The organism is Nonomuraea sp. NPDC004354, from assembly GCF_053602555.1.
Window position 1 is genome coordinate 820,096 of record NZ_JBSGDV010000003.1, and the last position, 24,849, is coordinate 844,944.

General features: G+C 72.6%; 20 protein-coding genes. 8 read left to right on the top strand and 12 right to left on the bottom strand.

What is annotated here, in order from left to right:
- Window positions 1-26 precede the first annotated feature (26 nt).
- The 3 genes from ACWENQ_RS14455 to ACWENQ_RS14465 all read left to right on the top strand — a co-directional run bounded on the left by ACWENQ_RS14455 (window position 27) and on the right by ACWENQ_RS14465 (window position 2,322).
- The gene (locus tag ACWENQ_RS14455; RefSeq protein WP_354905167.1) at window positions 27-296 is read left to right on the top strand and encodes a metal-sensitive transcriptional regulator; all 270 of its coding nucleotides are present in this window, start codon (window positions 27-29) and stop codon (window positions 294-296) included.
- A 74-nt stretch (window positions 297-370) separates the two neighbouring features.
- A complete protein-coding gene (locus ACWENQ_RS14460) occupies window positions 371-1,711 on the top strand; it encodes an MBL fold metallo-hydrolase (protein WP_452414471.1) in 1,341 nt (446 codons plus the stop codon).
- Window positions 1,712-1,749: 38 nt separating this feature from the next.
- Window positions 1,750-2,322, top strand: a complete 573-nt coding sequence (locus ACWENQ_RS14465) for a rhodanese-like domain-containing protein (RefSeq protein ID WP_452414472.1) — start codon at window positions 1,750-1,752, stop codon at window positions 2,320-2,322.
- A gap of 70 nt (window positions 2,323-2,392) precedes the next feature.
- Here ACWENQ_RS14465 and ACWENQ_RS14470 read toward each other — a convergent pair whose 3' ends face one another.
- The 9 genes from ACWENQ_RS14470 to ACWENQ_RS14510 form a co-directional block, all read right to left on the bottom strand.
- Window positions 2,393-3,598 carry an ROK family transcriptional regulator gene (locus tag ACWENQ_RS14470; protein ID WP_449927830.1) on the bottom strand — a complete coding sequence of 402 codons (1,206 nt, stop codon included), beginning with the start codon at window positions 3,596-3,598 and terminating at the stop codon, window positions 2,393-2,395.
- A gap of 79 nt (window positions 3,599-3,677) precedes the next feature.
- Window positions 3,678-3,854 (bottom strand): DnaJ family domain-containing protein, encoded by a 177-nt coding sequence (locus ACWENQ_RS14475; protein WP_452414473.1) that lies wholly within the window; start codon window positions 3,852-3,854, stop codon window positions 3,678-3,680.
- A gap of 101 nt (window positions 3,855-3,955) precedes the next feature.
- On the bottom strand, window positions 3,956-5,458 hold the full coding sequence (locus ACWENQ_RS14480) for an AAA family ATPase (RefSeq protein WP_452414474.1): 1,503 nt from the start codon (window positions 5,456-5,458) through the stop codon (window positions 3,956-3,958).
- 65 nt (window positions 5,459-5,523) lie between these two features.
- Window positions 5,524-6,927, bottom strand: a complete 1,404-nt coding sequence (gene sthA, locus ACWENQ_RS14485; protein ID WP_449927825.1) for a Si-specific NAD(P)(+) transhydrogenase — start codon at window positions 6,925-6,927, stop codon at window positions 5,524-5,526.
- Between the two features lie 15 nt (window positions 6,928-6,942).
- Complete coding sequence (locus ACWENQ_RS14490; RefSeq protein ID WP_354905185.1) at window positions 6,943-7,194, bottom strand: hypothetical protein; 252 nt, start codon at window positions 7,192-7,194, stop codon at window positions 6,943-6,945.
- Window positions 7,195-7,296: 102 nt separating this feature from the next.
- Window positions 7,297-8,049, bottom strand: a complete 753-nt coding sequence (locus tag ACWENQ_RS14495) for an SDR family NAD(P)-dependent oxidoreductase (protein ID WP_452414476.1) — start codon at window positions 8,047-8,049, stop codon at window positions 7,297-7,299.
- A 40-nt stretch (window positions 8,050-8,089) separates the two neighbouring features.
- Entirely contained in the window at window positions 8,090-9,193 is a 1,104-nt protein-coding gene (locus ACWENQ_RS14500; RefSeq protein WP_449927822.1) for a hypothetical protein, read from the bottom strand.
- Between the two features lie 100 nt (window positions 9,194-9,293).
- Complete coding sequence (locus tag ACWENQ_RS14505; RefSeq protein WP_452414478.1) at window positions 9,294-12,632, bottom strand: protein kinase domain-containing protein; 3,339 nt, start codon at window positions 12,630-12,632, stop codon at window positions 9,294-9,296.
- A 16-nt stretch (window positions 12,633-12,648) separates the two neighbouring features.
- The gene (locus ACWENQ_RS14510; protein WP_452414479.1) at window positions 12,649-16,101 is read right to left on the bottom strand and encodes a WD40 repeat domain-containing serine/threonine protein kinase; all 3,453 of its coding nucleotides are present in this window, start codon (window positions 16,099-16,101) and stop codon (window positions 12,649-12,651) included.
- 402 nt (window positions 16,102-16,503) lie between these two features.
- On the opposite strand from ACWENQ_RS14510, the gene ACWENQ_RS14515 reads away from it, so the two are divergent.
- Window positions 16,504-16,677 (top strand): hypothetical protein, encoded by a 174-nt coding sequence (locus ACWENQ_RS14515; RefSeq protein ID WP_354905199.1) that lies wholly within the window; start codon window positions 16,504-16,506, stop codon window positions 16,675-16,677.
- Here the strand turns inward: ACWENQ_RS14515 and ACWENQ_RS14520 are convergent.
- Both ACWENQ_RS14520 and ACWENQ_RS14525 read right to left on the bottom strand, forming a co-directional pair.
- Window positions 16,674-17,297, bottom strand: coding sequence for a pyridoxamine 5'-phosphate oxidase family protein (locus tag ACWENQ_RS14520; protein ID WP_449927816.1), 624 nt, complete (start codon window positions 17,295-17,297; stop codon window positions 16,674-16,676). The genes ACWENQ_RS14515 and ACWENQ_RS14520 overlap by 4 nt on opposite strands.
- A 264-nt stretch (window positions 17,298-17,561) precedes the next feature.
- On the bottom strand, window positions 17,562-18,191 hold the full coding sequence (locus tag ACWENQ_RS14525) for a TetR family transcriptional regulator (RefSeq protein ID WP_449927814.1): 630 nt from the start codon (window positions 18,189-18,191) through the stop codon (window positions 17,562-17,564).
- 64 nt (window positions 18,192-18,255) lie between these two features.
- On the opposite strand from ACWENQ_RS14525, the gene ACWENQ_RS14530 reads away from it, so the two are divergent.
- The 3 genes from ACWENQ_RS14530 (at window position 18,256) to ACWENQ_RS14540 (ending at window position 22,971) form a co-directional block, all read left to right on the top strand.
- Window positions 18,256-19,683, top strand: a complete 1,428-nt coding sequence (locus ACWENQ_RS14530) for an MFS transporter (RefSeq protein ID WP_452414481.1) — start codon at window positions 18,256-18,258, stop codon at window positions 19,681-19,683.
- Window positions 19,684-19,788: 105 nt separating this feature from the next.
- Complete coding sequence (locus tag ACWENQ_RS14535) at window positions 19,789-20,886, top strand: PrsW family intramembrane metalloprotease (protein ID WP_452414483.1); 1,098 nt, start codon at window positions 19,789-19,791, stop codon at window positions 20,884-20,886.
- Window positions 20,887-20,979: 93 nt separating this feature from the next.
- Window positions 20,980-22,971 (top strand): hypothetical protein, encoded by a 1,992-nt coding sequence (locus tag ACWENQ_RS14540; protein ID WP_452414484.1) that lies wholly within the window; start codon window positions 20,980-20,982, stop codon window positions 22,969-22,971.
- Window positions 22,972-23,193: 222 nt separating this feature from the next.
- On the opposite strand, the gene ACWENQ_RS14545 is transcribed toward ACWENQ_RS14540, so the two are convergent.
- A complete protein-coding gene (locus tag ACWENQ_RS14545) occupies window positions 23,194-24,042 on the bottom strand; it encodes an alpha/beta fold hydrolase (RefSeq protein ID WP_452414485.1) in 849 nt (282 codons plus the stop codon).
- A 53-nt stretch (window positions 24,043-24,095) separates the two neighbouring features.
- Between ACWENQ_RS14545 and ACWENQ_RS14550 the strand changes: the two genes are divergently transcribed.
- Window positions 24,096-24,668, top strand: a complete 573-nt coding sequence (locus ACWENQ_RS14550; protein ID WP_452414486.1) for a CGNR zinc finger domain-containing protein — start codon at window positions 24,096-24,098, stop codon at window positions 24,666-24,668.
- Window positions 24,669-24,849 lie beyond the last annotated feature (181 nt).

The following is a 24,849-nucleotide window of genomic DNA, read 5'->3' on the forward strand; positions in this document are numbered from 1 at the left end:
GATGCCCCCGGGGGTATAGTCGAAGCATGGAGCTGAACGAGGGCATGGTCGGCGACGCGCTGACCCGGCTGAAGCGGGCACACGGCCAGCTGGCCGGGGTGATCGCGATGATCGAGGCGGGCGAGGACTGTACGAAGGTGCTCACCCAGCTCGCCGCCGTCTCCAAGGCCCTGGACCGGGCCGGCTTCAAGATCGTCGCGACCGGCCTGCGCCACTGCCAGGACGCCCAGAACCGCGGCGACCAGCCCCCCATGAGCGTCAGCGAGCTGGAGAAGCTCTTCCTGGCCCTCGCCTAGCCCGGCGGCCGCGCGCCCGCGGCCGCACTTTTTTGCCCGAAGGATACCCCCAGGGGTATCAGAGAGGAGACGGGATGGAGATCACGTCGTTCCGTACGCCCGGCCTGGGCGACCAGACCTACCTGCTGTCGCACGAGGGCCGCGGCGTCCTGGTCGATCCCCAGCGCGACATCGACCGCTTCCTGCGCGCCGCCGCCGTGCGCGACGTGGAGCTGCGGTTCGTGCTGGAGACGCACCTGCACAACGACTACGTCTCCGGCGCCGAGCAGGCCGCCCTGCGCACCGGCGCCGAGCTGGTCCTGCCCGCCGCCGCGGCGGCCGCCTACCGGCACACCCCCGCCTTCCACCTGGAGGACATCGACGGCGGGACGGGCCTGACCATCCGCCCGGTCCACACCCCTGGCCACACTCCCGAGCACACCAGCTACCTGGTGCTGGTCGACGGCGAGCCGGTCGCGGTGTTCTCCGGCGGCAGCCTGCTGGTCGCCTCGGCCGGACGTCCCGACCTGCTCGGCCCCGAGCGCGCCCGCACGCTGGCCCGCATGCAGCACCGCTCGCTGCACCGCCTGGCCGCCCTGCCGCCCGGCGTCGGCCTGTACCCCACGCACGGCGAGGGCTCCTTCTGCACGGCCACCGGCGCCGGCCGGCTGACCTCCACCATCGGGGCCGAACGCGCCGGCAACCCGCTCCTGACCATCGACGAGCCCGAGAGGTTCGCCGACGAACTGCTGGCCCACCCCATGCCCATCCCCGCCTTCTACGCGCACATGGGGCCGGCCAACACGTTCGGCGTGCCGCCCATGCCGTCCGTGGCGGTTCCCGATCTCGGCGTGGCCGACATCCCCGCCGGCTCTCACGTGGTCGACCTGCGGCCCCGCCGGGCACAGGCGCTCGGCATGCTGCCCGGCTCGGTCGGCATCGAGCTGGACGAGGACTTCGGCAGCTGGGCGGGGTGGCTGCTGCCCCACCAGGAGCCGATCACGCTGGTCGCCGAGCCGGGGCAGGACGTCGCCGAGGCCGTCACCCAGCTCGCCAGGATCGGCGTCGACACCGTCCAGGGCGTCGTCCGCGACCTCGGCGAGGCCGCCACGCAGACCTACGAGCTGCTGGAGCTCGACGCCTTCGTCGAGCGGGCCGCCCAGCCGGACGCCCAGCTGCTGGACGTGCGGATGCCCGGCGAGCGGGAGGAGAAGCGGCTGGAGGGCGCGGCCGAGCGCTTCCTGCCCGAGCTGTTCACCCTGGGCGTTCCCGGCGAGCTCGACCCGGCACGACCGGTGCTGGTCGCCTGCGTCTCCGGACGCCGCGCGAGCATCGCGGCAGGCCGCCTCGCCGGCGAGGGCTACCGGGCGATCGCGCTCACCGGCGCCGGCGTCCGTGAGGTCGCAGCCGCGCTGGAGACGCGCGCGAGCGCCTGACGCCCGCGCCCCACCTTCGACAGAACAGGAGAAACCCCGTGTCACGTATCGACGCCGCCTCCGCCCGAGCGCTGGTCGCGGCCGACCCCGGCGTCCTCGTCGTGGACGTCCGTACCCCGGCCGAGTTCGCCTCCGCGCACATCGACGGCGCCGTCAACCTGCCCCTCGACCAGGTGGAGGCCCACCGGCGGCGCATCGTCGCCGACGCGGGCGGCCGCCTGCTCCTCGTGTGCCAGTCCGGCAGCCGCGCCGAACGTGCCGGAACGGCGCTCGCCGGCGCCGGGCCCGCCGACGTCGTGGTCCTGGACGGCGGCATGAACGCCTGGATCGCCTCCGGCGCGCCGGTCAACCGCGGCCGGCCACGCTGGGCGCTGGAGCGGCAGGTCCGCCTCGTCGCGGGGACCATCGTGGTCGCCTCCGTCGTGGCGAGCCTCTGGATCCCCGCCGCGGTGGTCGTGGCCGGGCTCGTCGGGACGGGCCTGGCGGTGGCCGCCGTCACCGACACCTGCGCCATGGGCATGCTGCTGTCCAGGCTGCCCTACAACCGGGCGGGCGGCGCCGACGTCGAGGCCGCCATGACCCGCCTGCGCCGACCCGCCCCGGGCGCCTGACCTCCGAAACGCCGTACGGCAGGCCGGCCCATGACCTCTGGATACCCCCGGGCGTATCGCCGTCCGGGGGTCACGAGGCCTGGAGGGCGGGGAGGCGGCCCGAGTCGACCGAGTCGAGGACGCGCGCCGCCCCGCCGAGGGCCGCCGCGCCGTACCCCAGGGTGGAGGCGACGATCCGGCACCCGCCCAGGTCGCCGGCGAGGGTGCGGTCGCAGGCTTCGGCCGTGGCCGCGGGCAGCAGCCACGGGGCGAGCGGCACGTAGTAGCCGCCCAGGATGACCGCCTCGGGGTTGAGCAGGTTCGTGACGATCGCGATGCCCCTGCCGAGGTCACGCCCGACCCTGGCGAGCAGGTCGAGGGTCGGCCGGTCGCCCGCCTTCGCCCGGCGGACGACCTCCCGGATCTCCGGCTCCACCTCCGCGGGGTCGGTGGCCGAGACGAACACCCCGATGCCGGCGACCGCCTCGAGGCAGCCGGTACGGCCGCAGCGGCACGCGGGCCCCTCGGGGTCGATCTGGATGTGCCCGATCTCCCCGCTGAAGCCCTGGCCGCCGCGCCGCAGCCGTCCGTCGAGGACGACACCGGCGCCGACGCCCACCTCGCCGGTCAGGTAGACCAGGTTCGGCGTGCCGCTCAGCGGACCGAACCGGTGCTCGGCCAGGACCGCGAGGTTCGCGTCGTTCTCGACCTGGATGGGGAAGCCGGGGTCGCGGAGCGCCGTGGCCAAGTCACCCGCGAGGTCCACCTCGCGCCAGCCGAGGTTGGGCGCCACCACGACCGTGCCGCTGGTGCCGATCAGGCCGGGAACGGCGACCGCCACGCCGAGTACCTGCCGCCGGTCGCGGCTCATGCGGCTGATGACCCGCCTGGTGAGAGCGGCGACCGCGGACACGGCCTGCGCGGCGGTCGCCGTCGCTCCGGGGAAGGAGCGCCGCCACGACAGCAGCCGCTCCCCCGACAGGTCGACCGCGACCGCGGTGAGGTAGTCGACGTTGACCTCGAGGCCGACCGACGCGTACGGCGAGCCGTCCAGGACCAGCATGGTGGCCGGCCGTCCGACGCGGTTCTCCGTCAGGCCCACCTCGCGCACGAGCCGCCGCTCGATCAGGTCGGCGACCAGGCTGGACACGGTCGCCTTGTTGAGCCCGGTCGAGGCGGCGATGTCGGCCCGCGAGCACGGCGCCTTGTCACGCACGAAGCGGAGGACGACGGCGAGGTTGGTCGCCCTGACGTCGGTGAAGTCGGCGGGCCGCGGGCCCGCTGAGGAAGAGATCAAGATCAGCCTCCGACGATCGGCCAGGCTGGCCCCATCATGCCGCAGCCGGCGCCCGCCGACCAATCCGCCGACCCCGACGTCAGGACCCGCCGCCCCGGCGGGCGCCGGCGAGCTTGCGCTTCACCCACCAGAGCTCGTCGTTCAGCTCGTCCCTGTTCGGCAGCGGCTTGCCGGCGCCCGGCAGGTCGTCGAACTCGCCGGGCTCCTGCGCTTCGCGGATCTGCCGGTCGATCAAGGTCTCGAAGCGGTCGGTCATGGACGCTCCTTCCCGTGTCTCGGGCGATGCCGCCATCCTGGCACGCGGCCTGCTCGTCCCCGCCGCCCGCCCTGCCGCCGCGCCCCCGGCGGGGCGGCGGATCAGAAGTCGTGGAAACCCACGGTCGAGCCGGGATGCGGGCCGCCCGGCAGGCCCGGCAGGTAAGGCGCGGGCTCGGGGAACGGCTCGTCGTCGTCCGCGCCGGGGTGGTGGACGCGCTCACCCGAGCCGAGCAGGGCCCTGGTCAGTGCCGCGCGCTCGTCGAGCATGTCGTCGAGGGCGCGGCCGAGGTGCGCGCCGGTGAGCGTGGGCACGGTCGCCGTGCCGCTCCCGGGAAGGGCGGCGAGAACGGCACGGCGCAGCAGTTCCTTGAAGAACGACGCGGTGGCGCCCTCCGTCCTGGCCACGATCGGTTCCAGGTCGGCCTCAAGGCGCAGGTCCCCGGCGTACAGCCGGAGCAGGGCGGCACGGCCTCCGGCGTCCGGCTTGGGGATCTCGACGGCCAGGTCGACCCGTCCGGGCCGGTCGGCCAGGGCCCGCTCCAGGACATCGGCGCGGTTGGTGGTGAGCACGAACGTCACGTCGGCGTCGGCGCCCACCCCGTCCATCGCGTCGAGCAGCGCGAACAGCAGCGGGTTGCCGTCGGCGGTGTAGGAGCGGTCGCGGGCGACCAGGTCGACGTCCTCCAGGACGACGATCGCCGGCTGCAGCCGCCTGGCCAGCCCCGCGGCCTGGGTGACGTACCTGATCGCCGAGCCGGTCATGACGATCACGGTGCAGTCGCGCATCCGGCCCATCAGGTAGCGGACGGTGTGGGTCTTGCCGGTGCCGGGCGGCCCGTGCAGCAGCAGGCCGCGCTTGAGGTGCTGGCCGTTGGCGCGCAGCCGTACGGCGTGCTCCCCGATCTCCACGATGTGCCGTTCGATCGTGGCCAGCACGTCACCCGGCAGGATCACCTGATCGGCGGTCATGCGGGGCCGGGGCAGGAACGTCACCAGGTCGTTGCCGCGATGCTCGCTCCACTCGAACGACAGGACCTGCCCCTGGTAGACGTCGTTCTCGCGCATGCGCCGCGAGATCTCGTCGCGGGCGCGGGTGGCGCTCGGCCGGTCCTTCGCCAGCACGACGAGCCGGCACTGCGGGGTGTGCTCCCGTGCCCCGCGCAGGCCGACCACCACCGGGGCGCCGTCGGGAGAGCGGGCGAGCACGAGGCCGAGCGAGACGACCTCGGTGGTCTCGTCGGGCCCCACCGCCGCCGTGGCGTAGTCCACCGCGCCGGGCTCGTACCGCTCCCAGCCACGCGCGGCGCCGGCCAGCATGTTGACGATGTCCTCGTGCTCGCGGCCGTGCCCGGCGATGCCGAACCACTCGGCCTGCGGGCTGTGCGCGGCCAGGTAGGAGTCCACACCGCGCTGGAGGTTGACGTGCTCCCAGCCCGGAAGGTTCTCGGCGACGTTGACGATGTGCCGCAGATCGCACCCCAGGTGCGCGGTGACCCGGGTCACCAGTTCGGGCGGCTCCCTCTCCTCGCTGATCGTCTGGCGCGCGGTCGTGATGAGCTCGTCGAGCGCCCGGGCCAGCCGCTTGGCGTCATGGAGATCCATAAGCCATACCCTGACAGACTCCGTCACGCCGCCGCCGACATTCTCCTGTCGCGTGCCGTTCTCGCTCAGAGCTCGAACTTCGCCACCCTGCGCAGCTTGTTCATCGCGTCCAGCGCCGCCACCTTGTACGACTCGGCCAGCGTCGGGTAGTTGAACACCGCGTCCACCAGGTAGTCGATCGTCCCGCCGCAGCCCATCACCGCCTGCCCGATGTGCAGCAGCTCCGTCGCCCCCGTGCCGAACACGTGCACGCCCAGCAGCGACCGGTCCTCGGGCGAGACCAGCAGCTTCAGCATGCCGTACGTGTCGCCGATGATCTGGCCGCGGGCAAGCTCGCGGTAGCGGGAGATGCCGACCTCGAACGGCACGTGCGAATGCGTCAGCTCGTCCTCGGTCTGCCCGATGAAGGAGATCTCGGGAATGGTGTAGATGCCGATGGGCTGCAGGGTCGACAGGCCGCCGAGGGGCTCGCCGCAGGCGTGGTGGGCGGCGATGCGGCCCTGTTCCATGGAGGTCGCCGCCAGCGAGGGGAAGCCGATGACGTCGCCGACGGCGTAGATGTGCGGCACCGCCGTACGGTAGACCGCGTCGACGGTGATGCGCCCGCGGTCGTCGGCGGTCAGGCCGGCGGCCGCCAGCCCCAGGTCGTCGGTCATGCCGTGGCGTCCCGCCGAGTACATGACGGTCGCGGCGGGGATCTTCTTGCCACTCTCCAGCAGGGTGATCGCGCCGCGGGGACGGCGTTCGACGGCGGCGACGGTCTCGCCGAAGCGGAAGGTGACGGCCAGGTCGCGCAGGTGGTACTTCAGCGCCTCGACGATCTCCAGGTCGCAGAAGTCGAGCATGCGTTCGCGCCGCTCGACGACCGTGACCTTGGTGCCGAGCGCGGCGAACATGCTGGCGTACTCGATGCCGATGACGCCCGCGCCGACCACGACCAGCGAGTCGGGCACCGACGGCAGGTTGAGGATGCCGTCAGAGTCGATGACGGTCTGCTCGTCGAACTCGACGGAGGCGGGACGCGCGGGCCTGGTGCCGACCGCGACGACGATCTTGTCGGCGGTGACCTTGACGTCGTTGCCGTGCTCGTCGACGACGCTGACGGTGTGCGGGTCGACGAAGCGGCCCGTCCCGTTGAGGACGGCCACGTGGTTGCGTGACAGCTGGCTGCGGATCACGTCGACCTCGCGCCCGATCACGTGTTGCGTGCGGATGCCGAGGTCGCCCACGGTGACCTCGTCCTTGACGCGGTAGCTCTGGCCGTACATCTCCCGCTGGTTGAGACCGGTCAGGTAGAGCACGGCCTCGCGCAGCGTCTTGGACGGGATGGTGCCGGTGTTGATGCACACGCCGCCGATCATGTTGCGGCGTTCGACCACGGCCACGCGTCGTTCGAGCTTGGCGGCGGCGATGGCGGCCTTCTGCCCGCCAGGGCCCGAGCCCACGACCAGTACGTCAAAGTCGGACACAAGGCCAGTGTCCACCTAAGCGGACGTCCCCGCCATGACCCTGTCGACGATCGCCGTCGCCCCCTCCTGCCGGGCGCAGTGGGCGCAGCAGTACCAGCGGCGGTTGGCCTCCACGCCGTGCCCGATGATCTTCTGTCCGCAGTGCTCGCAGATGGGGGCCATCGCCTGGATGGCGCACTGGAAGGAGTCGAAGGTGTGCACCGCGCCCTGGGCGTGCACCTCGAAACTCATGTCGTAGTCGTTCCCGCACACTTCGCAGACGGCCATGTCGGTCCTCCGATCCCGGGGTTACTTCAGCGGAGATACCCCGAGGGAGGAATGCATTCGTCCTCCGCGCCGACTCTTGGCCGATGATCTACGTGGTGGCGGTCAGACGGAGGCGCCGCCGTCGACCACCAGGTCGGTGCCCACGGCGAAACCGGCTTCGGGCGAGGCCAGGTACAGCACGGCTCCCGCGATCTCCTCCAGCGTGCCCACCCTGCCGAGCGGCAGCGCCGACTTCATCCGCTCGGCCCGCTCGGCCTCGCTCTCGCCCGGCCGCAGCGACATCGCCGTCTCGGCGGGGCCGGGGCTGACGGCGTTGATGCGGACGCCTTCCCCGATGTACTCCAGCGCCGCGGCCCTGGTCAGCGCGCTCACCGCCGCCTTGGAGGTGATGTAGGCGGCCAGTCCGGCGTAGCTCTTGTGGGCGCCCAGGTTGGAGGCGGTGTTGACGATGACGCCGCCCCCGTTGCGGCGCATGTGCTCGATCTCGTACTTCATCGACAGCCACACGCCCGTCACGTTGACGTCCATGACGTGCGCCCATGTCCGCTCGTCCAGGTCGGTGACCGCGCCCCCGGCGAAGACGCCGGCGTTGTTGAAGGCGACGTCGAGCCGGCCGTACCTCGCCACGACCTCGGCGACCATCGCCTCGGCGTCGGCGGCGCGCGTGACGTCGGCCCGCACGTGGCCGGCCGTACCGCCGGCCTCCTCCACGAGTCGCACCGTCTCCAGCAACGGCTCGACGCTCCGGCCCGCCACTACCACCGTGGCCCCTTCGCCGGCGAACGCCTGGGCGCTCGCCCGCCCGATGCCGGAGCCGCCTCCGGTGACGAGCACGACCTTGCCCTTGAAACGCATGACCACTCCCTTTTCTAGAACGAGTGGTCTTGAATATGCCTTATCGAGAACGATCGGTCAAATATCTACCGAGGAGCGGGACGGCCAGCACCCCGAGCAGCGCCAGCGCCACGGGCAGGGAGAAGGCCGCCGACAGCGCCGCGACCAGCAGCGGGCTGGCGACGAACCCCGCATAGGAGAAGGTGGACACGGCCGAGACCAACGCGCCGTCCTCGTCGCCCACCGCGGCCCTGCTCAGCATGGCCGGCACCAGCGGCCCGAGCGCCAGCCCGGTCAGCCCGAACCCGGCCAGCGACAGCCACGCCACAGGGGCCAGCCCCGCCAGCGCGATCCCGCCCCCGCCGCCGAGTCCCGCCACGAGGTAGAGCGTGCGCAGACCCAGCCTGGGAAGGGCCTGGGCGGCCAGCCGGCCCGCGGTGAGCGCGCCCATGTAGACGGCGGGCGCCGCGCTGGCCAGCAGGGTGGGCGCGGCCAGATGGTCCTCCAGCAGCAGGACGGACCACTGCTCGACGGAGTTCTCGATGACCAGCGCCCCCGCGGCCAGCGCGCCGAGCACGACCGCGTGCCGCCAGGCGCCGTGCCGCCCGGACTCGGCGACCGGCTGGACGCCCCGGCCGAGCGCGAGGCCGGCGGCGAAGACCGCGCAGGCCAGCACCAGGACCGCGACGACGGCCAGCACCTGCGCGGGGCCGTACCCGAGGGAGCGGGCCAGCCCCGTGGCCGGGGCGGCGACGATCACGGCGACGGGGAAGGCGGCGTGCACGGGCTGGAAGAGCCTGCGCCCCGACTCGCGCTCGGCCCTGCCGGTCGCGGTGTTGAGCGCGATGTCGAACGCCCCGCTGGTCGCGCCGAGCCCGACCAGCGCCAGCCCCAGCGCCAGGGGGCTGCCGACGAGGCCGACCAGCGACACCGCGACGGCGAACAGCACGGTGGTGACGGCCAGCGCCGCGCGTTCCCTGCCCCTGACCAGCCTGCTGGTGAGCGCCATCGCCGGGATGGCGCCGGCGGGCACACCGGCCAGCGCCACGCCGAGATCGGCGTCGCTCGCCCCGACCTGGGCCTGTACGGCAGGCAGCAACGCCGACCACGACCCCCAGAACACCCCCCAGGCCGCGCAGACGGCGACGAGCCTGGCCAGGGTCATGCGAGCGGGAAGGCGTGAGCGTCGATCAGCGTCATGGCCGTAGCGTATGCGGGCGGGTCGCCCGGCGCCGCTCCTTTCTCACCTGCCGCACATCCGCCTCTCACCTCCCGCACACCCGCCGGTACGGCAGGCCCGGCACGTACACCGCCCATTCCGCCTCGCTCAGCGACCGCCCGGCCCGCGCGCACACCCGCGCCGCCACCACGGCCGGGTCCAGCGGGTACTCGGCCAGCTTCCCGTCGACCAGCGCCAGCAGCCTGCCCGCGGCGAACCGCGCCTGGCTGATCGAGGGATCCTTGACCGTGACGATCACCACCCCGGAGGCCACGTCGTACACCCGCACCCCGTCCATGGCGGTGACGGCGACGAGCGAGCCGTCCGGCGAGAACGTCAGCTCCGGGTTGACGGGCAGGTCGCGCAGCGGCGCCGAGGACGGCCCCGCCGTCCCCCGCCGCCAGAAGGCCATGCGGGCCGAGCCGTCGGGCCAGCCGAAGACGGTGCCGTCGGCGGAGAAGCCCAGCCCTCGCACCACCGCGCCGAGCGGCCGCGGGGTGGCCGGGCGCCCGGTCGCGGCGTCCAGGAAGCCGTCGCCGACCGACAGGTGGCGCCCGTCAGGGGTGAAGGCGAGCTCGTCGGCCATGTTCGACGGCGCCCGCCAGATCTGCCTGCCGCTCTTCAGGTCGACCAGGCTGACGAAGGTCTGCGCCGAGACGGCCAGGCGGGCGCCGTCGGGGCTGAAGGCCAGGCCCTGGGGCGCCTCGTCGCGCATGGGCAACTCGGCCAGCCTCCGGCCGGTCTCGGTGTCGTGGACGGAGACGCTCTCGTCGCCGCCCGTGGCGACGGCCGCGCCCGTGCCGCTGAAGACCCGCGGGTACTGGGGTTCGTCCTTCAGGGTGACCGTCCGGCCCGTGGCCAGGTGGCGCACCGTGCGGCCGGCCAGCAGGCGGCCGCCGTCGGGGCTGATCAGCTCCCCGCTCGGGCCGCGGCGCGGGCGCGCATCGAGCGGCACGCCGACCACGGTGTCACCGGCGAGGTAGCGCAGCGTGCGGCCGTCGGGATCGAAGGCCAGGTGGTCGGCGCCGGGCGGGACGGGCTCGTCGAGCACCATCGTGGCGTCGCCGGCCCGCCACACCTGCAGCCCGTTGTCGCCCAGTGCGGCGATCAGCCTGCCGTCCCCGCTCCAGGAGATGGCGCCGCCCTTCCAGCCGCTCAGGTTGATGTCCGTTTCCTTGCCCGTGCTGACGGCCAGACGCTGGATGTCCTCCTCAGGCCCCGGAACGGCCGCCTTCGCGCCGTCCGGGCTCAGGGCGAAGTCCTGGCACAGCCGCGGGCAGCGCGACAACGTGGCCGCCCGCCCGCCGGGCAACGTCTGGCGGCGCAGCTCGGAACCCATCAGCGTGTACACCGCCGTCCTGCCGTCGGGCGTCACCTCCAGGTTCCCGCCGAGCGTGGGCACACCTGTCTTCGCTCCCGTGCGGGTGTTCCAGAACGTGGCGCCCTGCCCCACCCGCACCACCACGACGTCCTCGGACGCGCTGTACGACACGGCGAAGTCGATCTGTTCCGCGCCCTCGAAGAGCCGGTAGCGGGGCCGGCGCGCGGCGCCCGTCGCCGCGTCCCACAGCATGACCCCCTCCTTGTCGGTGGCGATCGCGAGCGTGCGGCCGGACGGGCTGGCCGCCATCCCGATGACGTCGCCTTCCTGGTGCCGGAAGGCGGCCGTCCTGCGGCCGGTGCGCGTGTCCCACACCCTCACCTCGCCGTCGGAGGCGCTGAACAGGCGGTGGCCGTCGGCGCCGAGCACCCTGACCGCCACAGCGGCCGGGTCGGTGAACGACCGGGTGGCCGCCGAGGTGAGACCGCGGTACATCGCCGCCATCGCCTGCGGCGTGGCCGCGACGTCGTGCGCGGCGACGCCGAGCAGCATGCCCAGCACCGGGTCCTTCGCCCGGACCGAGTCGGCCAGCGCCGCCAGCCGTCCCGACTCGGCCACGTCGCGCTGCTCGGCCACCTGGCTGCTCTGCTGGACGGCGAAGCCGCCCGCGGCCACCGCGAGCACCAGAAGGACGGCCAGCGCGACCGAGACGGCCCTGACCCTGCGCCCCCTCCGCCTGACCAGCGCCGAGCCGGCCTCCAGGAAGTCGCGCTCGGCAGGGGTGAGCGTGATGTTCCTGCGGCCCGTCGCGGCCCAGCGCTGAGCGGCGTCCAGGGTGCTGCCGTGGAACAGGTCGGCGTCCCTGCGCCCGCCGGAGGCCCAGCTCGTGGCGGCGGCGGCGATGCGCCGGTGCACGGCCAGGCCGTCCCTGTCGGCCTGGATCCACGCGCGCAGCCGCGGCCAGGCCAGCGGAAGAGCCGGACGCAGCAGCCTGACGGGGTCGCCACCGGACACCACGTAGGCGAACGCCCGCAGGACCGGCTCGATGCCGTCGGGCAGCTCGGCGCGGGCGGCCTGCCGTACGGCCAGATCGCCGTCCTCGGTGACGGTCACCAGGCGCAGGAACAGCTCGGGCACCAGCTCCCGCTCGGCGGGGCCGAGCGCGGCGTAGGCGTCCTCGGCGAGCGTGCCGAGCGCGGGGTCGGCGGCCGGCCGGCCGCCGTGGGCCGCCATGGCCGCGGCCGAGCCCACGCCCTGGGCCAGCAGCCTGGCGGTGTCGAGGCCGTCCCCGCTGACCAGCCCCAGCAGCAGCTCCCTGGCGGTGGGCCGCTGCCGGGGGTCCTTGGCGAGCGCGGCGCCCACCAGCGCCCGCAGCGGGCCCGGCAGCATCGACAGGTCGGGCTCGTGGGAGAGCACGCGGTGCATGACCGCGCCCAGCGAGTCGGCACGGAACGGGTCCTGCCCGGTCGCGGCGAACAGCACGGTGGCACCCCAGGCGAACACGTCGGCGGCCGTGCCGGCCCGCTCGCCCGAGAACACCTCCGGCGCCATGTAGCTGGGCGTGCCCGCCAGCAGCTGCGCCGAGGTGAGCGACATCTCCAGCGTGCGGGCCACCCCGAAGTCGATGACGCGCGGCCCGTCCGGGCCGAGCAGCACGTTGTCCGGCTTGAGGTCGCGGTGCACGACGCCCGCGTCATGGATGGCGGTCAGCGCGGTGGCCATGGCGGTGGCCAGCCGGTGCAGCTCGTCGCCCGCGAACACGCGGCCCGCCTGCCGCAGGCTCGGGCCCTCGACGTACTCCGAGACGATGTACGGCCGCGGGCCGTCCAGGTCGGCCTCCAGCACCCTGGCGGTGCAGAAGGCCGGGACGCGGCGGGCCGCCGCGGCCTCCTTGGCCAGACGGGGCTGGGTCGAGGGGTCGCCGCGCAACACCTTGATCGCCACCCGCTCGCCCTGGGCGTCGTAGCCCTCGTAGACGACTCCCTGGCCGCCCTCCCCGACCCGTCCGGCGAGCCAGTAGCCGCCCAGCCGCTGCGGGTCCCCGTCGATCAGCGCATCCCCCATGGCGTGTTGGATGCTCTCAGGAGCTGCAAAGTTGGCGATAGGGAACCTGCTCGAAGGACTCTCGCCATTCCCGCTCGGTCAGCTCGCGTCCCGCCCGCTCGCAGAGGGCGCCGGCCATGCGCTCGGGGTCCACCACGAACTCGTGGATCAGGCCGGCGTGCTCGGCGACGTACAGCGCCTTCCCGTCGGGGCTGAAGGCGAGGCCGCCCTCGCCGGGCAGCCCTTCGGCGTACGCGCTGACCGGGCCGCCGAGCCGCCGCCGGGCCCGCACGTCCCACAGCTGGAGCGTGCCGGGGTCGTCGCCCACGGTGGCCAGCAGGTCACCCTGAGGAGAGAAGGTCATGTGCGCGACCCGCTCGACCGCGCCTCTCAGCATCGGCGAGGCGGCGGCCTGGCCGTCGAGACGGCGCAGCGCGATCCGGCCGGTGCGGTCGCCGCTGACGGCCATCGTCGACTGGTCGCTGACGGCGACGACCCCCGTGCCGAACCCGGCGCCGATCGGCCTGCCGGTGGCCACGTCGTGGAACCTGCCGTCGGTGCCCGCCAGCCGCTTCCCGTCGGGGGTGAGGACGCCGCCGGCGGCGCGTGTGGCGGACGTGCCCAGCCCGCGGCCGGTGCGCGCGTCCACGCGGCTCATCCTGATGTCCGTCTCCGTGAGGGCGGTGGTGAGGACCAGCGTCCGGCCGTCGCGCGTGAACGCCGCCTGGACGGCGGGCCTGTCGAAGGGCACGGGCGCCGACCACCGCCGCTGCCGCGTCCTGAGGTCCCACAGCGTCATCCGGCCGCTCTCGGGGATGGTGAGCAGCCGCTCGCCCTGCTGGTCGAAGACCGGCCGGCCGGAGGCGCGCATCCGCCACACCCTGCGGCGGGCGGCCAGCTCCCACAGCTCCATCGTGTTCTCGTCCGGCCTGGTCAGGGCCCACCTGCCGTCGGGACTCAGCTCGGTGCCCCACTGGGCGGCGGTGGTGCGGAAACCGCTCACCCGCGGCCGCAGGTCGAGCGTGACGACGGTGTCGTCGAGCAGGTAGCGCAGGACGTCGCCGTCGAAGCGGGCGTCGGTCAGCTCGCCCTCGGCCTGGTAGGCGAGGACCTGCCGCTGGTCGGCCACCTCCCAGACGCGCAGCGACCGGTCGGCGAACGCGGCCAGGTAGCGGCCGTCCGGGCTGAAACGCAGGCCCTTGACGGCCGCGTCGCACAGCTCGCACGCCGGCGCCGCGGGCCAGAACTCGTGTTCGCCGCCGGGCAGCGGCAGCCGCCTGCCCGTCGCGGGGTCGACGAGCTGGATCTCCCGTCCCGCGCAGGCCAGCATCGTGCCGTCGGCGGTGAACGCCGCCGCGTGCGGCTGGTCCTTGCAGGCGGCCGTCAGCCTGTCGTCCCTGGTCCACGCGGGCAGCCGCAGCGCCGAGAAGGGCGGATCGCCCGGCACGAGCAGCAGCCGTCCGGTCCTGTCGACCAGCGGGTCGCCGCCCGTGAAGGAATCCCGCGCGCGGATGCCGCCGAACGTGCGGCCCCTGTCGTGGTCCCACAGGTAGATCAGCGAGTCGGTGAGGCTGACGGCCAGCGTGGACTCGCTGTCGCCGTAGTCGGCGCCGCGTCCGCCCGACCCCTCGGGCATCGCCTTCTGCGCCACCAGCCGTCCCGTGGCGACGTCCCAGACGGTGATCCTCTTGTCGGTCGTCACGGCGACGCGCCGCCCGCTGCCGTTGACCGACACGTCGAACAGGTACTCGCCGCCGATCCCCGGTACGGCCCAGCCGCGCGTCCTGCGGCCGGAACGCAGATCGTGGACCGCCACGCCGCTCTCGCTCACGCTGACCAGGAAGCGCCCGTCATGGGTGAGCGTGCGCAGCGCCACCCCGTCGACCGGCGGGTCGTGGAAGGCGGCCACCTCGCTCTGCTGGTAGGACGACACCAGCGCCGAGCGCGTGTCGACACCGGGCGAGACCCGCCAGGCGGCCAGCGTCAGCAGCATCGCCTTGACCGGATCGCCCGCCCGCAGCGCCGCCGCCTCGATCGCGACGTTCCTGGCCGTGGCCGCGTCACGCTGGGCGTCGGCGCGCCGGGCCTGCCACACCGCGAGCCCGCCCGCCACCAGCGCGACGGCGAGCAGGCCGGCCAGCGCCGCGGTGGTCAGCCTGCGCCTGCGGGCCCGCTTCCTGGTCAGCTCGGTGCCCGCGCGCAGGTAGTCGCGCTCCGTCGGGGTGAGCGTGACGTGCTTGCGCCCCGTCGCGGCCCAGCTCAGCACGCTTTCCAGGCGGCTGCCCTGCAGCAGGTCGCCGTCGCGGCGGCCGTGGTCGGCCCACTGCCTTGCGGCCGCGCTGAGCTCGGTCAGGACGGCGAGGCCGGCCCTGTCGGAGTCCACCCACCCGCGTAGCCTCGGCCACGCCCGCAGCAGCGCCGGACGCGAGAGCGCGACCATGCCGTCCCTCTCGGTGACGAGATAGGAGAAGGCGCGCAGGATCCTCTCGACCGGCTCGTCCCGCCCGCCGTCGAGCAGTTCCGACCTGGGCGTCCAGCGGACGGTCTCGCGGCCGTCCTCGTCCACGGCGACCAGCCGCAGGAACACCTCGGGGACCAGCTCGCGCTCCCGCGGCCCGAGCCCTCCGTAGGCGTCCTCGGCGATCGTGCCGAGCGCGGGATCGGCTTCGCCCGTCACGTGCAGGCCCATGGCCGAGCGGCTGCCGGCCGCCAGCAGCTCCCCGGTACCGGCCACCGGAGCGCTGACCAGCGCGAGCAGCAGGTCGCGGGCGGTCGGCCGGGCGGCCGGATCCTTGGCCATCGCCGCGGCCACCAGCGGGGCCAGCCGTTCCGGCAGGACGCTCAGGTCCGGCTGCGAGGACAGCACCCTGTGCATGACGCCGCCGAGGTGGTCGGCGCGGAAGGGGTCCTCGCCGGTCGCGGCGAACAGCACCACCGCGCCCCATGCGAACACGTCCACCGCCGGCGTGGCGCGCTGGCCCGTGAAGATCTCCGGGGCCATGTAGCTGGGAGTGCCGGCGACCTCACCGCTCCTGGTCAGCGACATCTCCGCGGTCCGTGCGATGCCGAAGTCGATCACTCGCGGCCCGTCGGGGCTGAGCAGCACGTTGTCCGGCTTGAGGTCGCGGTGGATCACGCCCGCGTCATGGATGGCGGTCAGCGCGGTGGCCACGGCGGTCGCGAGCCGGTACAGGTCGTCGCCCGCGAACAGGCGGCCCGCCGCACGCAGGCTCGGGCCCTGGACGTACTCCGAGACGATGTGCGGCCGCGGCCCCTCGGTCTCGACGTGCAGGACCCGGGCCGTGCAGAACGAGGCCACCCGCTGGGCCGCGGTCGCCTCCCTGGCCAGGCCTCGCGCGTCGACGGTGTGCAGCACCTTGATGGCGACCCTGTGGCCCTCGCCGTCGTATGCCTCGTGGACGACGCCCTGGCCACCCTCGCCGAGCCGTCCGGCCAGCCAGTAACCACCGATGCGCGCTGGATCATTCACGGGGGGTTAGATGCCCTTCCCTGTCGCGAAGTTGCGGTGCGCGTGCGGGGTGCTCGCGCCGGTTGTGTCCACGCCGGGCCCGCCCGGACCTGAGGGTGGTGCCCGTCCGGGCTTGCTCGGGGCTTGCGCGGCGTGGAGACGACCTGGTCGGCGGGCCGCAAGTGCTCGCCAAGCCGCTGTCAAGCGGCCGGGTGCACTGTGGGGACAACCGAAGGGGGCAGACCATGCGACGCACCAGGATCGTCAAGACACCGTCCAAGCGCCAGCCGAGCCGGCCTCAGGACCTGGACCTGCGGTCGCCGTCCGGACGACGGCTTCCGTACTGACGCGATCTTTACATGGGACTTATGGGGCAATCTGTAAGTAATGTGATGTAACAAAAACATCACGCCGGGGGGCTCAGTGAACACGAGGCTTGAGGCGGTGCCGCCGCGGGTGGCGCGACACAAGGTCCGCGACATCAGGAAGACCGGCCGCCGCAACCACACCCAGACCGACACCACGGTCGTCGACCTGAGCGCATACAGCGGCCGCAACGTGATCCGGCTACCCTCGGGACCCCCGTCCGCCGCCTAGGACTTGTACAGCTTCTCCTGGTAGGAGTCCCCGTAGTAGCGCTCCAGCTCTTCGAGGGACTCCTCCACTTTCTGGACACTCTTCAGGATCGCCGCGTGGGACGGCATGGCGTCGGGCCGCCACGTCTCCGGCTTCCACAGCGTCGAGCGCAGGAACGCCTTGGCGCAGTGGAAGAAGATCTGCTCGATCTCCACGACCAGTGCCAGCCGCGGCCGATGGCCCTTGACGATCATCTCGTCGAAGAACGGCGCCTCCCTCACCAGCCTGGCCCTGCCGTTGATGCGCAGCGTCTCGCCCCGCCCCGGCACCAGGTAGAGCAGGCCGACGTGCGGGTTGGTCAGGATGTTGAGGAACCCGTCTGCCCGGCGGTTGCCGGGACGGTCGGGGATCGCGATGGTGGTGTCGTCGATGACGTGGGTGAAGCCGGGCGGGTCACCCTTGGGCGAGACGTCGCACGTGCCGTCGGCGGCCGCGGTGGAGATCAGGCAGAACGGGGAGTTGGCCAGCCACTCCTTGTCGCGCTCGTGCAGCGCGAACCGATCCTTGGCTGCGGCCCTGGGCATCACCTCGCCCAGCAGGTCGCGCAGCTCTTCCTCGGACGTGATCTCGGCCCAGTCCATGTGATCCCCTCTGCCGGACGGCTCTGGCGTGCCCATCCTCGACCATGCCGCCACCATCGCCACCACCGGGTCGCCCACCCGACCCCACCGTTCGGCCACCTCTGACCATCCGGCACCCAGGACCGCACCCCACCCAACACACGGGCCCCTGGATCGCCGCGCCGCGCGACACCCACCGTCCGTCAGCACGGCCGGACCCTCCTGCGGCGCGGGCGCTCCGGGCCGCCGCATCGCGCCGCGCGACACCCCCTACGGCCGGCCACCTCACCGGTCGGCGTTCGCCCCGGTCAGCGCGATGCTGTCGGGGATGGCGGCGAAGGCCGTGTCGAGGCGCTCCTGCAGTCCCGCGAGCCCGCCCGGCCCGCCGTCGGCCGTCCAGCTGAGCGCCGCGTGCCGCCACGCCGCGATCGCGACCTCGATCACCAGCTTCAGCCGTACGTCTTCGGCGTCGAACCCCGCCCGCGCGCCCATCCTCGCGAAGGCCGCCTGCGTCGTCTGGTCGCAGTAGCGCAGGCTGTGCGCCTGCACCGCCGGGGTCACCGCGCACAGCGCCCTGGTGGCCAGGAACCTGGCGCCCCATCCCTCGTCCATCCGCTCGAGGCTCACCCGCAGCGCCGTCCTGAAGGCGTCGAGCACCAGCCCCGCCACCTCCATCGCGTCGACCTCGTCCAGGAAGGTCGACCACAGCTCGGTGTCGGCCGCCAGGGCGACGTCCTCCTTGCTCGGGAAGTTGCGGAAGAAGGTCCGCTTGGAGACCTCCACGGCGTCGACGAGCTCGTCGAGCGTGGTGTGGTCGAACCCCTTCTCGGTGAACAGCCGCAGCGCCGCCTCTGTCAGCGCCTGCCTCGTGCGGGCCTTCTTGCGCTCCCGAAGCGGCAGCTCGCGTAGATCCATGCGATCACCCTAACGCAAAAGTGCCGATTGACAGCTAACGCCACTCAGTGGCATTTTCTGCCGAGTGGCAATTCAAACGCGCTCCTCGAGCCCCGCCCTGACCATGGCCGTGGTCCTGCTGGGCTTCCTCGTCGTCCCCATGTCCATCTCCGGCGCGGCCGTCGCGCTGCCCGGAATCGGCGCCGACCTGCGCGCGGCGGGCGCCCCGCTGCAGTGGGTGATGAACGCCTACAACCTCACCTTCGCCTCCTTCACCCTGGTCGCGGGCTCGCTGGCCGACCTGTTCGGCCGCCGCAGGGTGTTCGCGACCGGAGCCGCGATCTTCGCCGCCGGGTCGGTGGTGGCCGCCCTCTCCGACGGCATCTGGCTGCTCGACGCGGCCAGGGCGCTGTCCGGCGTCGGCGCCGCGGGCGTGATGGCCGGCGGCGCGGCGATCCTGGCCACCGCGTTCGACGGACCGGCCAGAACCCGGGCCTTCGCACTGCTCGGCACTGTCGCGGGCATCGGGCTCGCGCTCGGCCCGACGATCTCGGGCTGGCTGGTCGGCGGGCTCGGCTGGCGGGCGATCTTCCTGTCGAACGCGCTGATCCTGGCCCTTTCACTGGCCGGCATCCCGTTCATCGGGGAATCGCGCGCCCCGCGCCGTCCGCAGGTGGACGTCAAGGGCGCGGTGACGTTCGTCGCCGGTCTCGGGCTGCTGACCGTGGCGGTGGTCCAGGGACCGCAGGCGGGCTGGGGAGATCCTGTCGTACTGGGTCTGCTGGCCGCGGCCGCGGCGCTTCTCGTCGCCTTCGCGGCCGTCGAACGGCGCAGCCCCCACCCCGTCCTCGACCTCACACTGGTGCGCAACCGGCGCTTCCTCGCGCTCAGCCTCGTGCCCGTCGCCACCAGCTTCGGCATGGTGACGCTGCTGACCTACCTGCCCACCTACTTCGCCGGCGTCCACGGCGCATCTCCCCAGCAGGCGGGCCTGTGGATGCTGGTGATGACCGCCCCCGTGCTGATCGCCCCGCCGGTCGGCGGCTGGCTGCTGAACAGGGGCGTGCCGGCCAGGACGCTGGTGACCGTGGCGGTGGTGCTGTTCGCGGCGGGCAACGCCTGGCTCGCGACGACGGACGCGGCGCCGCCCGTCGCGCCGCTGCTGCTGGTCGGGGTGGGCGCGGGCCTCGGCTTCGGCGTCGGCGACGGGCTGGCGATGAGCATGGTGGAACCCGAGCGGGCCGGGATGGCCGCCGGCTTCGTCAACACGCTGCGGATCGGCAGCGAGGCGATCGTCATCGCGGTGTACGGCTCGGCGCTGGTCAGCCTCGTCCACGCCAGGGTCGGCGACGCGGAACTGGCCAACACGATCGCGGCGGGCGGCCCCGGCGGCGGCCCCCAGCTCGCCGCGGCGTTCCAGGTCGTCGTATGGGCCGTCGCGGGGATCACCCTGGCGATGGCGGTGGGGATCCACGCGATGCTCCGCCCTCCGGCCGCCGCCGACCAGCCGTAGCCGCGCCGTACCCGACCCCTCCAGGGGTGCTTGGGAGGGACCCCTTGTGAGGGCCCGCAAGCACGCGTCAACTATCCGTCTATCGCGACAGCTCAATGTGAGAGCGTGACTGGTGTGACACGCCCCGCGGTGCTCTCACCGCGCCCCAGCAAAGCTCTCATCATCGGCCTCGTGGTCTCGGGCATCTGCGCGCTGCTGATGCTGGCCCTGATGCTGATGTCCAACGAACCCTCGGGCTTCGGCCTGGCGGCGCTCATGGCTGTGGCGCCCCTGCCCATCCTGCTCGGCGCCGTGCTCGCGCTCGACCGGCTGGAGCCCGAACCCAGGCTCCATCTCGCCTTCGCGTTCGTCTGGGGCGCGGGAGTGGCCGTCGTGCTGGCCGTCATCCTGAGCATGGCCGGCCAGGAGCTCTTCCGCCGCGCCGGGTACGGCGAGACGGTGGTCAACGACATCGGCACCGTCGTCCTGGCCCCCGTCACCGAGGAAGGCCTGAAGGGGGCGGCACTCCTGCTCCTCCTGCGCAGGCGGAAGGAGATCGACGGGCTGACCGACGGCATCATCTACGCCGCCATGGCGGGGCTCGGTTTCGCGCTCGTGGAGAACGTCGGCTACTACGCGATCGCCTTGATGGAGGGCGGGGCCGACGACGCGATGGGCGTGTTCGTGCTGCGCGGCCTCGTCTCGCCGCTCGGCCACCCCGTCTACACCTCGATGATCGGGCTCGGCGTCGCCTACGCGGCCACCAGGCGAAACCCGGCCAGGTGGCTGGCCATCCCGCTCGGCTACCTGGCCGCCGTGCTGCTGCACGGCCTCTGGAACGGCGCCGCGACGCTGGGCGGCGTTCGCGCGCTGGGCGGAGTCTACCTGCTGGAGTTCACGGTGATCGTCGTACTCGTGGTGGTGATCCTTACCGAACGCAGGCGGGTACTCGCCAAGATCGGCAGTGTCCTGCCCGGCTACCTGCCGACCGGTGTCCTCACGCAGCAGGACATCGGCATGCTCAGCTCGCTGAAGGCGCGCAGGCACGCGCGCACCTGGGCCAAGAAGGCTGGACGGTCCCGCGCCATGTCGGACTACCAGCACGCGGCGACCGAGCTGGCCATGCTTCACATCCGGGCCGAGCGGGAAGGCATGGCGCAGGCCACGTTCGCCGGACGCCGCGATGCCCTGCTGCACGTCATGGGCACCGCCCGAAACTGGTGACTCTTCCCCTCCATTGATCCTCTGGTCGCCCCGCGGGAAGATGGGCCGACAGACGGCCATCAGCGGTGATATGCCATCGCGGGGAGGGTTCGGGTGGCATCGTTCAAGGCACTGACGATCGCGCTCGGGTTACTCACCCTTGCCGGCGCCTGCAGCGCGGACCCTCGCACGGCACCCACCCCATCGCCCCCCGCGATCCCGGAGATCACCACGCACGCGGCGCCCGTACCCGGCCGTCAGCTCGGGCCCGCCATGTACGGGCACAGCAACCGGGCTGTTTCCCCGGCGGTCGGTTCGGTGAACGGCAAGCCGGTGATCGTCACGGGTGGCCACGACGACCTGCTTCGCGTCTGGGATCTCGCCACGCGCAAGCTCATCGGCGAGCCCATCCCCGCGGGTCAGGGCGGCGTGAACCACGTCGAGCTGCACCACTGGGAGGGCAAGGACATCGCGGTCGTGAGCGGTGGCACCCTGCGCGCGTGGGACCTCGGCACGCGCCGCCCGCTGACCCCACCGATCGTGACCCAAATCGATACCAATCTGCTGGCCGTCGGCTCCCACGACAGTCAGCATGTCGCGCTGACCGAAGGCGAGTTCCCCTTCGAGCTCCAGCTCTGGAACCTGACCACCGGCTACGCGGTCGGCGCCCCGCTGAAGGGGCATGAGGCCGAACCCAGGGCCGGGGCGATCGGGCGACTGGGTGGGACCACCGTAGCCGTCACCGGGGACGAGGATGGGGTCCTCCGTTCATGGGACCTGACGACGGGCAAGGCTCTGGCCACCGCCAAAGTGACATCGATGGAGTACATCAGCAGCATCGCCATCCAGGGTGGCGTCGCAGTCGTCACCGGTACCGACGGCGATTTCTACGGCCACATGGAACGCTGGGACCTCGCCACCGGTGCTGTCACCGAGGTGAGACACAAGGGCGAGTTCTCCCCCGTCGAGTTACGCGAGCTCGACGGGAGAACGGTCACGATATTCGCAGGGGACGGCACCCTGCGGGTCGCCGACCTGGCCACCGGCGAACTCATCGGCCACGGCTGGGGCAGCGACGATCTCCTGGATCACGTAGCGGCGGTGGGCACCTACGGCACCACGCCGATCCTGGTCATCGGCGATCCCGACGGGACGCTGACGATCTGGGACCTGCGCACGGGCAGACAACGCGGCGAGCCGTTCTTCGGCTACGGCGGGGACGTCGAAACACTCGCGGTGACCAAGGTGCGAGGCAAGGCCGTAGCCGTGACCACAGGCGACGACGACACGATCCGCATGTGGGATCTGGCCACGCACAAGCCATTCCGCGCGCCCATCTCCTGCTCGTGCGTCGAGCACGCGCCCATGACCACGGCCACGCGGGACGGGAAGCCGGTCATCGTCTACGCGGACATCGAGCATGGGCTGGTGGCCCGCGACGCGGCGACGGGCAAACGGGTGGACAGGACAAGGATCTTCGTCGCATCCGCCGACGGACCTGCCCAGCTCTCGGCGGATGGCTCCGTCGTGGCCGTCGCGACGCAGGACGGCGGAGCCGCACTCTGGGATCTGTCGGCGGGAAGCCATCCCCGCCAGGTCGACGCGACGGGAGTGGATGCCGTCGCGGTTGGCAGCCGGATCACCGCCACCGCCTCCGGCAAGCAGATAGAGCTGTGGGACCAGGCCACCGGCCAACCGATCGGCAAGCCGATCGCGAGCGGCGGCGAGGCCGAATCTCTGGCGATCGGGCAGGTCGACGGCAAGACCATCGTCTTCTTCCAGCGCAAATACGCCCCCGGATGGGGCGGCATCCGCTTGTGGGACGCCACAACGGGCGAACCGTATGGCAAGGCTCTGAGCATCCGCTCCACCGCCATGGCCGTCACGCGCGTCGGATCCCGGACGGTGCTGGTGACCGGGCAGGACGACGGCACGGTGATCGTGTGGGACCCGCGGACGATGGAACCGCTCCTGTCTCCCCTCCCCGGCCACCACGGTGCCGTCAGCGGGGTCGCGGTGACCATGCTCAAAGGCAAACCAATCGCCGTCTCCGGCGGCAGCGACGGCAGCATCCGAACCTGGGACCTCGCGGACATTTCTCATTAACGCCCTCTCGCCCAATCAGACCGCACGCACAACCGCAACCCACGACCACGACCCCCACTCACCCCGGCCCGAAAACCACACCCGATCCCAACGCCCGATCCGACCACACGCACAACCGCAACCCACGACCGCCGGACTCGCCCTGGCTTGGGGCTCGGCCACGATGCCTGGCGTGGCGCCGGGGCCGGATCGCCGTCGGCTGCACCTTCAGGAAGTCGTCGGCTACACCTTCAGGAAGTCGCGCAGGTGCGACAGCACGACGTCGGGGCGCTCCTCGGCCAGGAAGTGGCCGCAGTCGGGGATCTCCGCCCCACGCACGTCGCGGGCGTAGTCGCGCCACACCTCCTCGACCCCGACCCGGGCAGGCAGCCCCGCCGAACCCCACAGCGCGAGCACCGGCATCTCCAGCCGCTTGCCCGCGTCGTAGTCGGCGTCGTCGTGCGCCGCGTCGTCAGGGAAGGAGGCGCGGTAGTCGTCGAAGCCGGCCCGCAGCGCCCCGGGCTGCGAGAAGGCCCGGTAGTACTCCTCCACGTCGAGCGCGGCCCGCTGGACGGTCCACTTCTCGAAGAAGTAGCCGAGATAGCCGCGGACGTCGGCTTCCGCGAGCCGTTCGGGCAGGTCGGGCTGAAGGTGGAAGGTCCAGTGCCAGGTGCCGAGCGCGATGCCCGTCTTCATGTCGAAGCGCCGCCACATCTCCCTGGTGGGGATGATGTCCATGACGACCAGGCGCTCCACCTCGTCGGGGTGGTCGAGGGCGTAGCGGTGGGCGACCCGCCCTCCCCTGTCGTGGCCGACCAGCGAGACCCTCTCGTAGCCGAGCTGCCTTGCCAGCTCACGCACGTCGGCGGCCATCGTGCGCTTGTCGAACCCGGTGCGCGGCTTGTCGGTCAGCCCGTAACCGCGTAGATCGGGCGCCACGACCGTGAAGTGCTCGGCGAGCGGGGCGATGAGGTGACGCCAGCAGTGGCTGTTCTGCGGCCACCCGTGCAGCAGCATCAGCAGTGGCCCCTCCCCTTCGATCAGGTAGTGCATGCGCAGGTCGCCGACCGCGGCCATCCGTGACTCCACCATGGCGTAACTCCATCATGTGGTTACAGGGTTAACCCCATCATATGGTTAGAGGCATGCGAGCGCGAGACTGGGTGTGGGACGGCGGGCGTCCGGCACTGGATTTCGTCAATACCTATCGAGACCGCAAGACGGGCGGCCGGGAGCTGCTGCTCCAGCCCGAGGACCTGCTGGAATGGCTCGGGCTGCCCGAGGACCTGCCGTTCGGCACCAGCCCGCAGGAGTCGGCGGTGGCGGGGACGACGATGCTGATGGAGGCGCGGGAGCTGAGAGAGGCCATCTGCCGGTGCCTCGACGCGGCCATCGCGGGCGAGAGCGGCTTCCCCGAGCCGATCAACCGGTGGGCCGCGCGCCGGCAGCCTGCCCTGGTCCAGCTGGCTCCCGACCTGTCCGTCGCACGGCTCCCGCCGGCCGATCCCGTGGTGGCGGCCCTGGCCGAGATCGCCAGCGACGCCGTCGAACTGATCGGCGGGCCGGACCTGCGCCAGGTGCGGGTGTGCGCCTCGCCTACCTGCGGGATCCGCTTCGCCGACCGGTCGAACGCGGGCACCAGGCAGTGGTGCTCGATGAAGCGGTGCGGGAACCGGGAGAAGGTCCGCCTGCACCGCGCCCGCCGTACCGACCACTAGCCCGCCGCGCCCATCACCGGCCGGCCGGGCCTCTTCGTGGATCTCCCGTCTCCGTCTGCAGGTTGACCGGGGCTACGGGCCCTCTCACCACCTGCCCACGCCGCCCCGACGGCGCTGGCCGGCCAGGCCTCCCCCGCCCCGACGCCGCTGCCCGGCCAGGCCTGCCCCATCTCAACGCCTC

Coding starts and splice junctions, on each gene's coding strand:
- ACWENQ_RS14455 (WP_354905167.1), top strand. CDS start 27: ATGGAGCTGAACGAGGGCATGGTCGGCGACGCGCTGACCCGGCTGAAG.
- ACWENQ_RS14460 (WP_452414471.1), top strand. CDS start 371: ATGGAGATCACGTCGTTCCGTACGCCCGGCCTGGGCGACCAGACCTAC.
- ACWENQ_RS14475 (WP_452414473.1), bottom strand. CDS start 3,854: ATGACCGACCGCTTCGAGACCTTGATCGACCGGCAGATCCGCGAAGCG.
- ACWENQ_RS14480 (WP_452414474.1), bottom strand. CDS start 5,458: ATGGATCTCCATGACGCCAAGCGGCTGGCCCGGGCGCTCGACGAGCTC.
- ACWENQ_RS14490 (WP_354905185.1), bottom strand. CDS start 7,194: ATGGCCGTCTGCGAAGTGTGCGGGAACGACTACGACATGAGTTTCGAG.
- ACWENQ_RS14495 (WP_452414476.1), bottom strand. CDS start 8,049: ATGCGTTTCAAGGGCAAGGTCGTGCTCGTCACCGGAGGCGGCTCCGGC.
- ACWENQ_RS14500 (WP_449927822.1), bottom strand. CDS start 9,193: ATGACCCTGGCCAGGCTCGTCGCCGTCTGCGCGGCCTGGGGGGTGTTC.
- ACWENQ_RS14505 (WP_452414478.1), bottom strand. CDS start 12,632: ATGGGGGATGCGCTGATCGACGGGGACCCGCAGCGGCTGGGCGGCTAC.
- ACWENQ_RS14520 (WP_449927816.1), bottom strand. CDS start 17,297: ATGGACTGGGCCGAGATCACGTCCGAGGAAGAGCTGCGCGACCTGCTG.
- ACWENQ_RS14525 (WP_449927814.1), bottom strand. CDS start 18,191: ATGGATCTACGCGAGCTGCCGCTTCGGGAGCGCAAGAAGGCCCGCACG.
- ACWENQ_RS14545 (WP_452414485.1), bottom strand. CDS start 24,042: ATGGTGGAGTCACGGATGGCCGCGGTCGGCGACCTGCGCATGCACTAC.
- ACWENQ_RS14550 (WP_452414486.1), top strand. CDS start 24,096: ATGCGAGCGCGAGACTGGGTGTGGGACGGCGGGCGTCCGGCACTGGAT.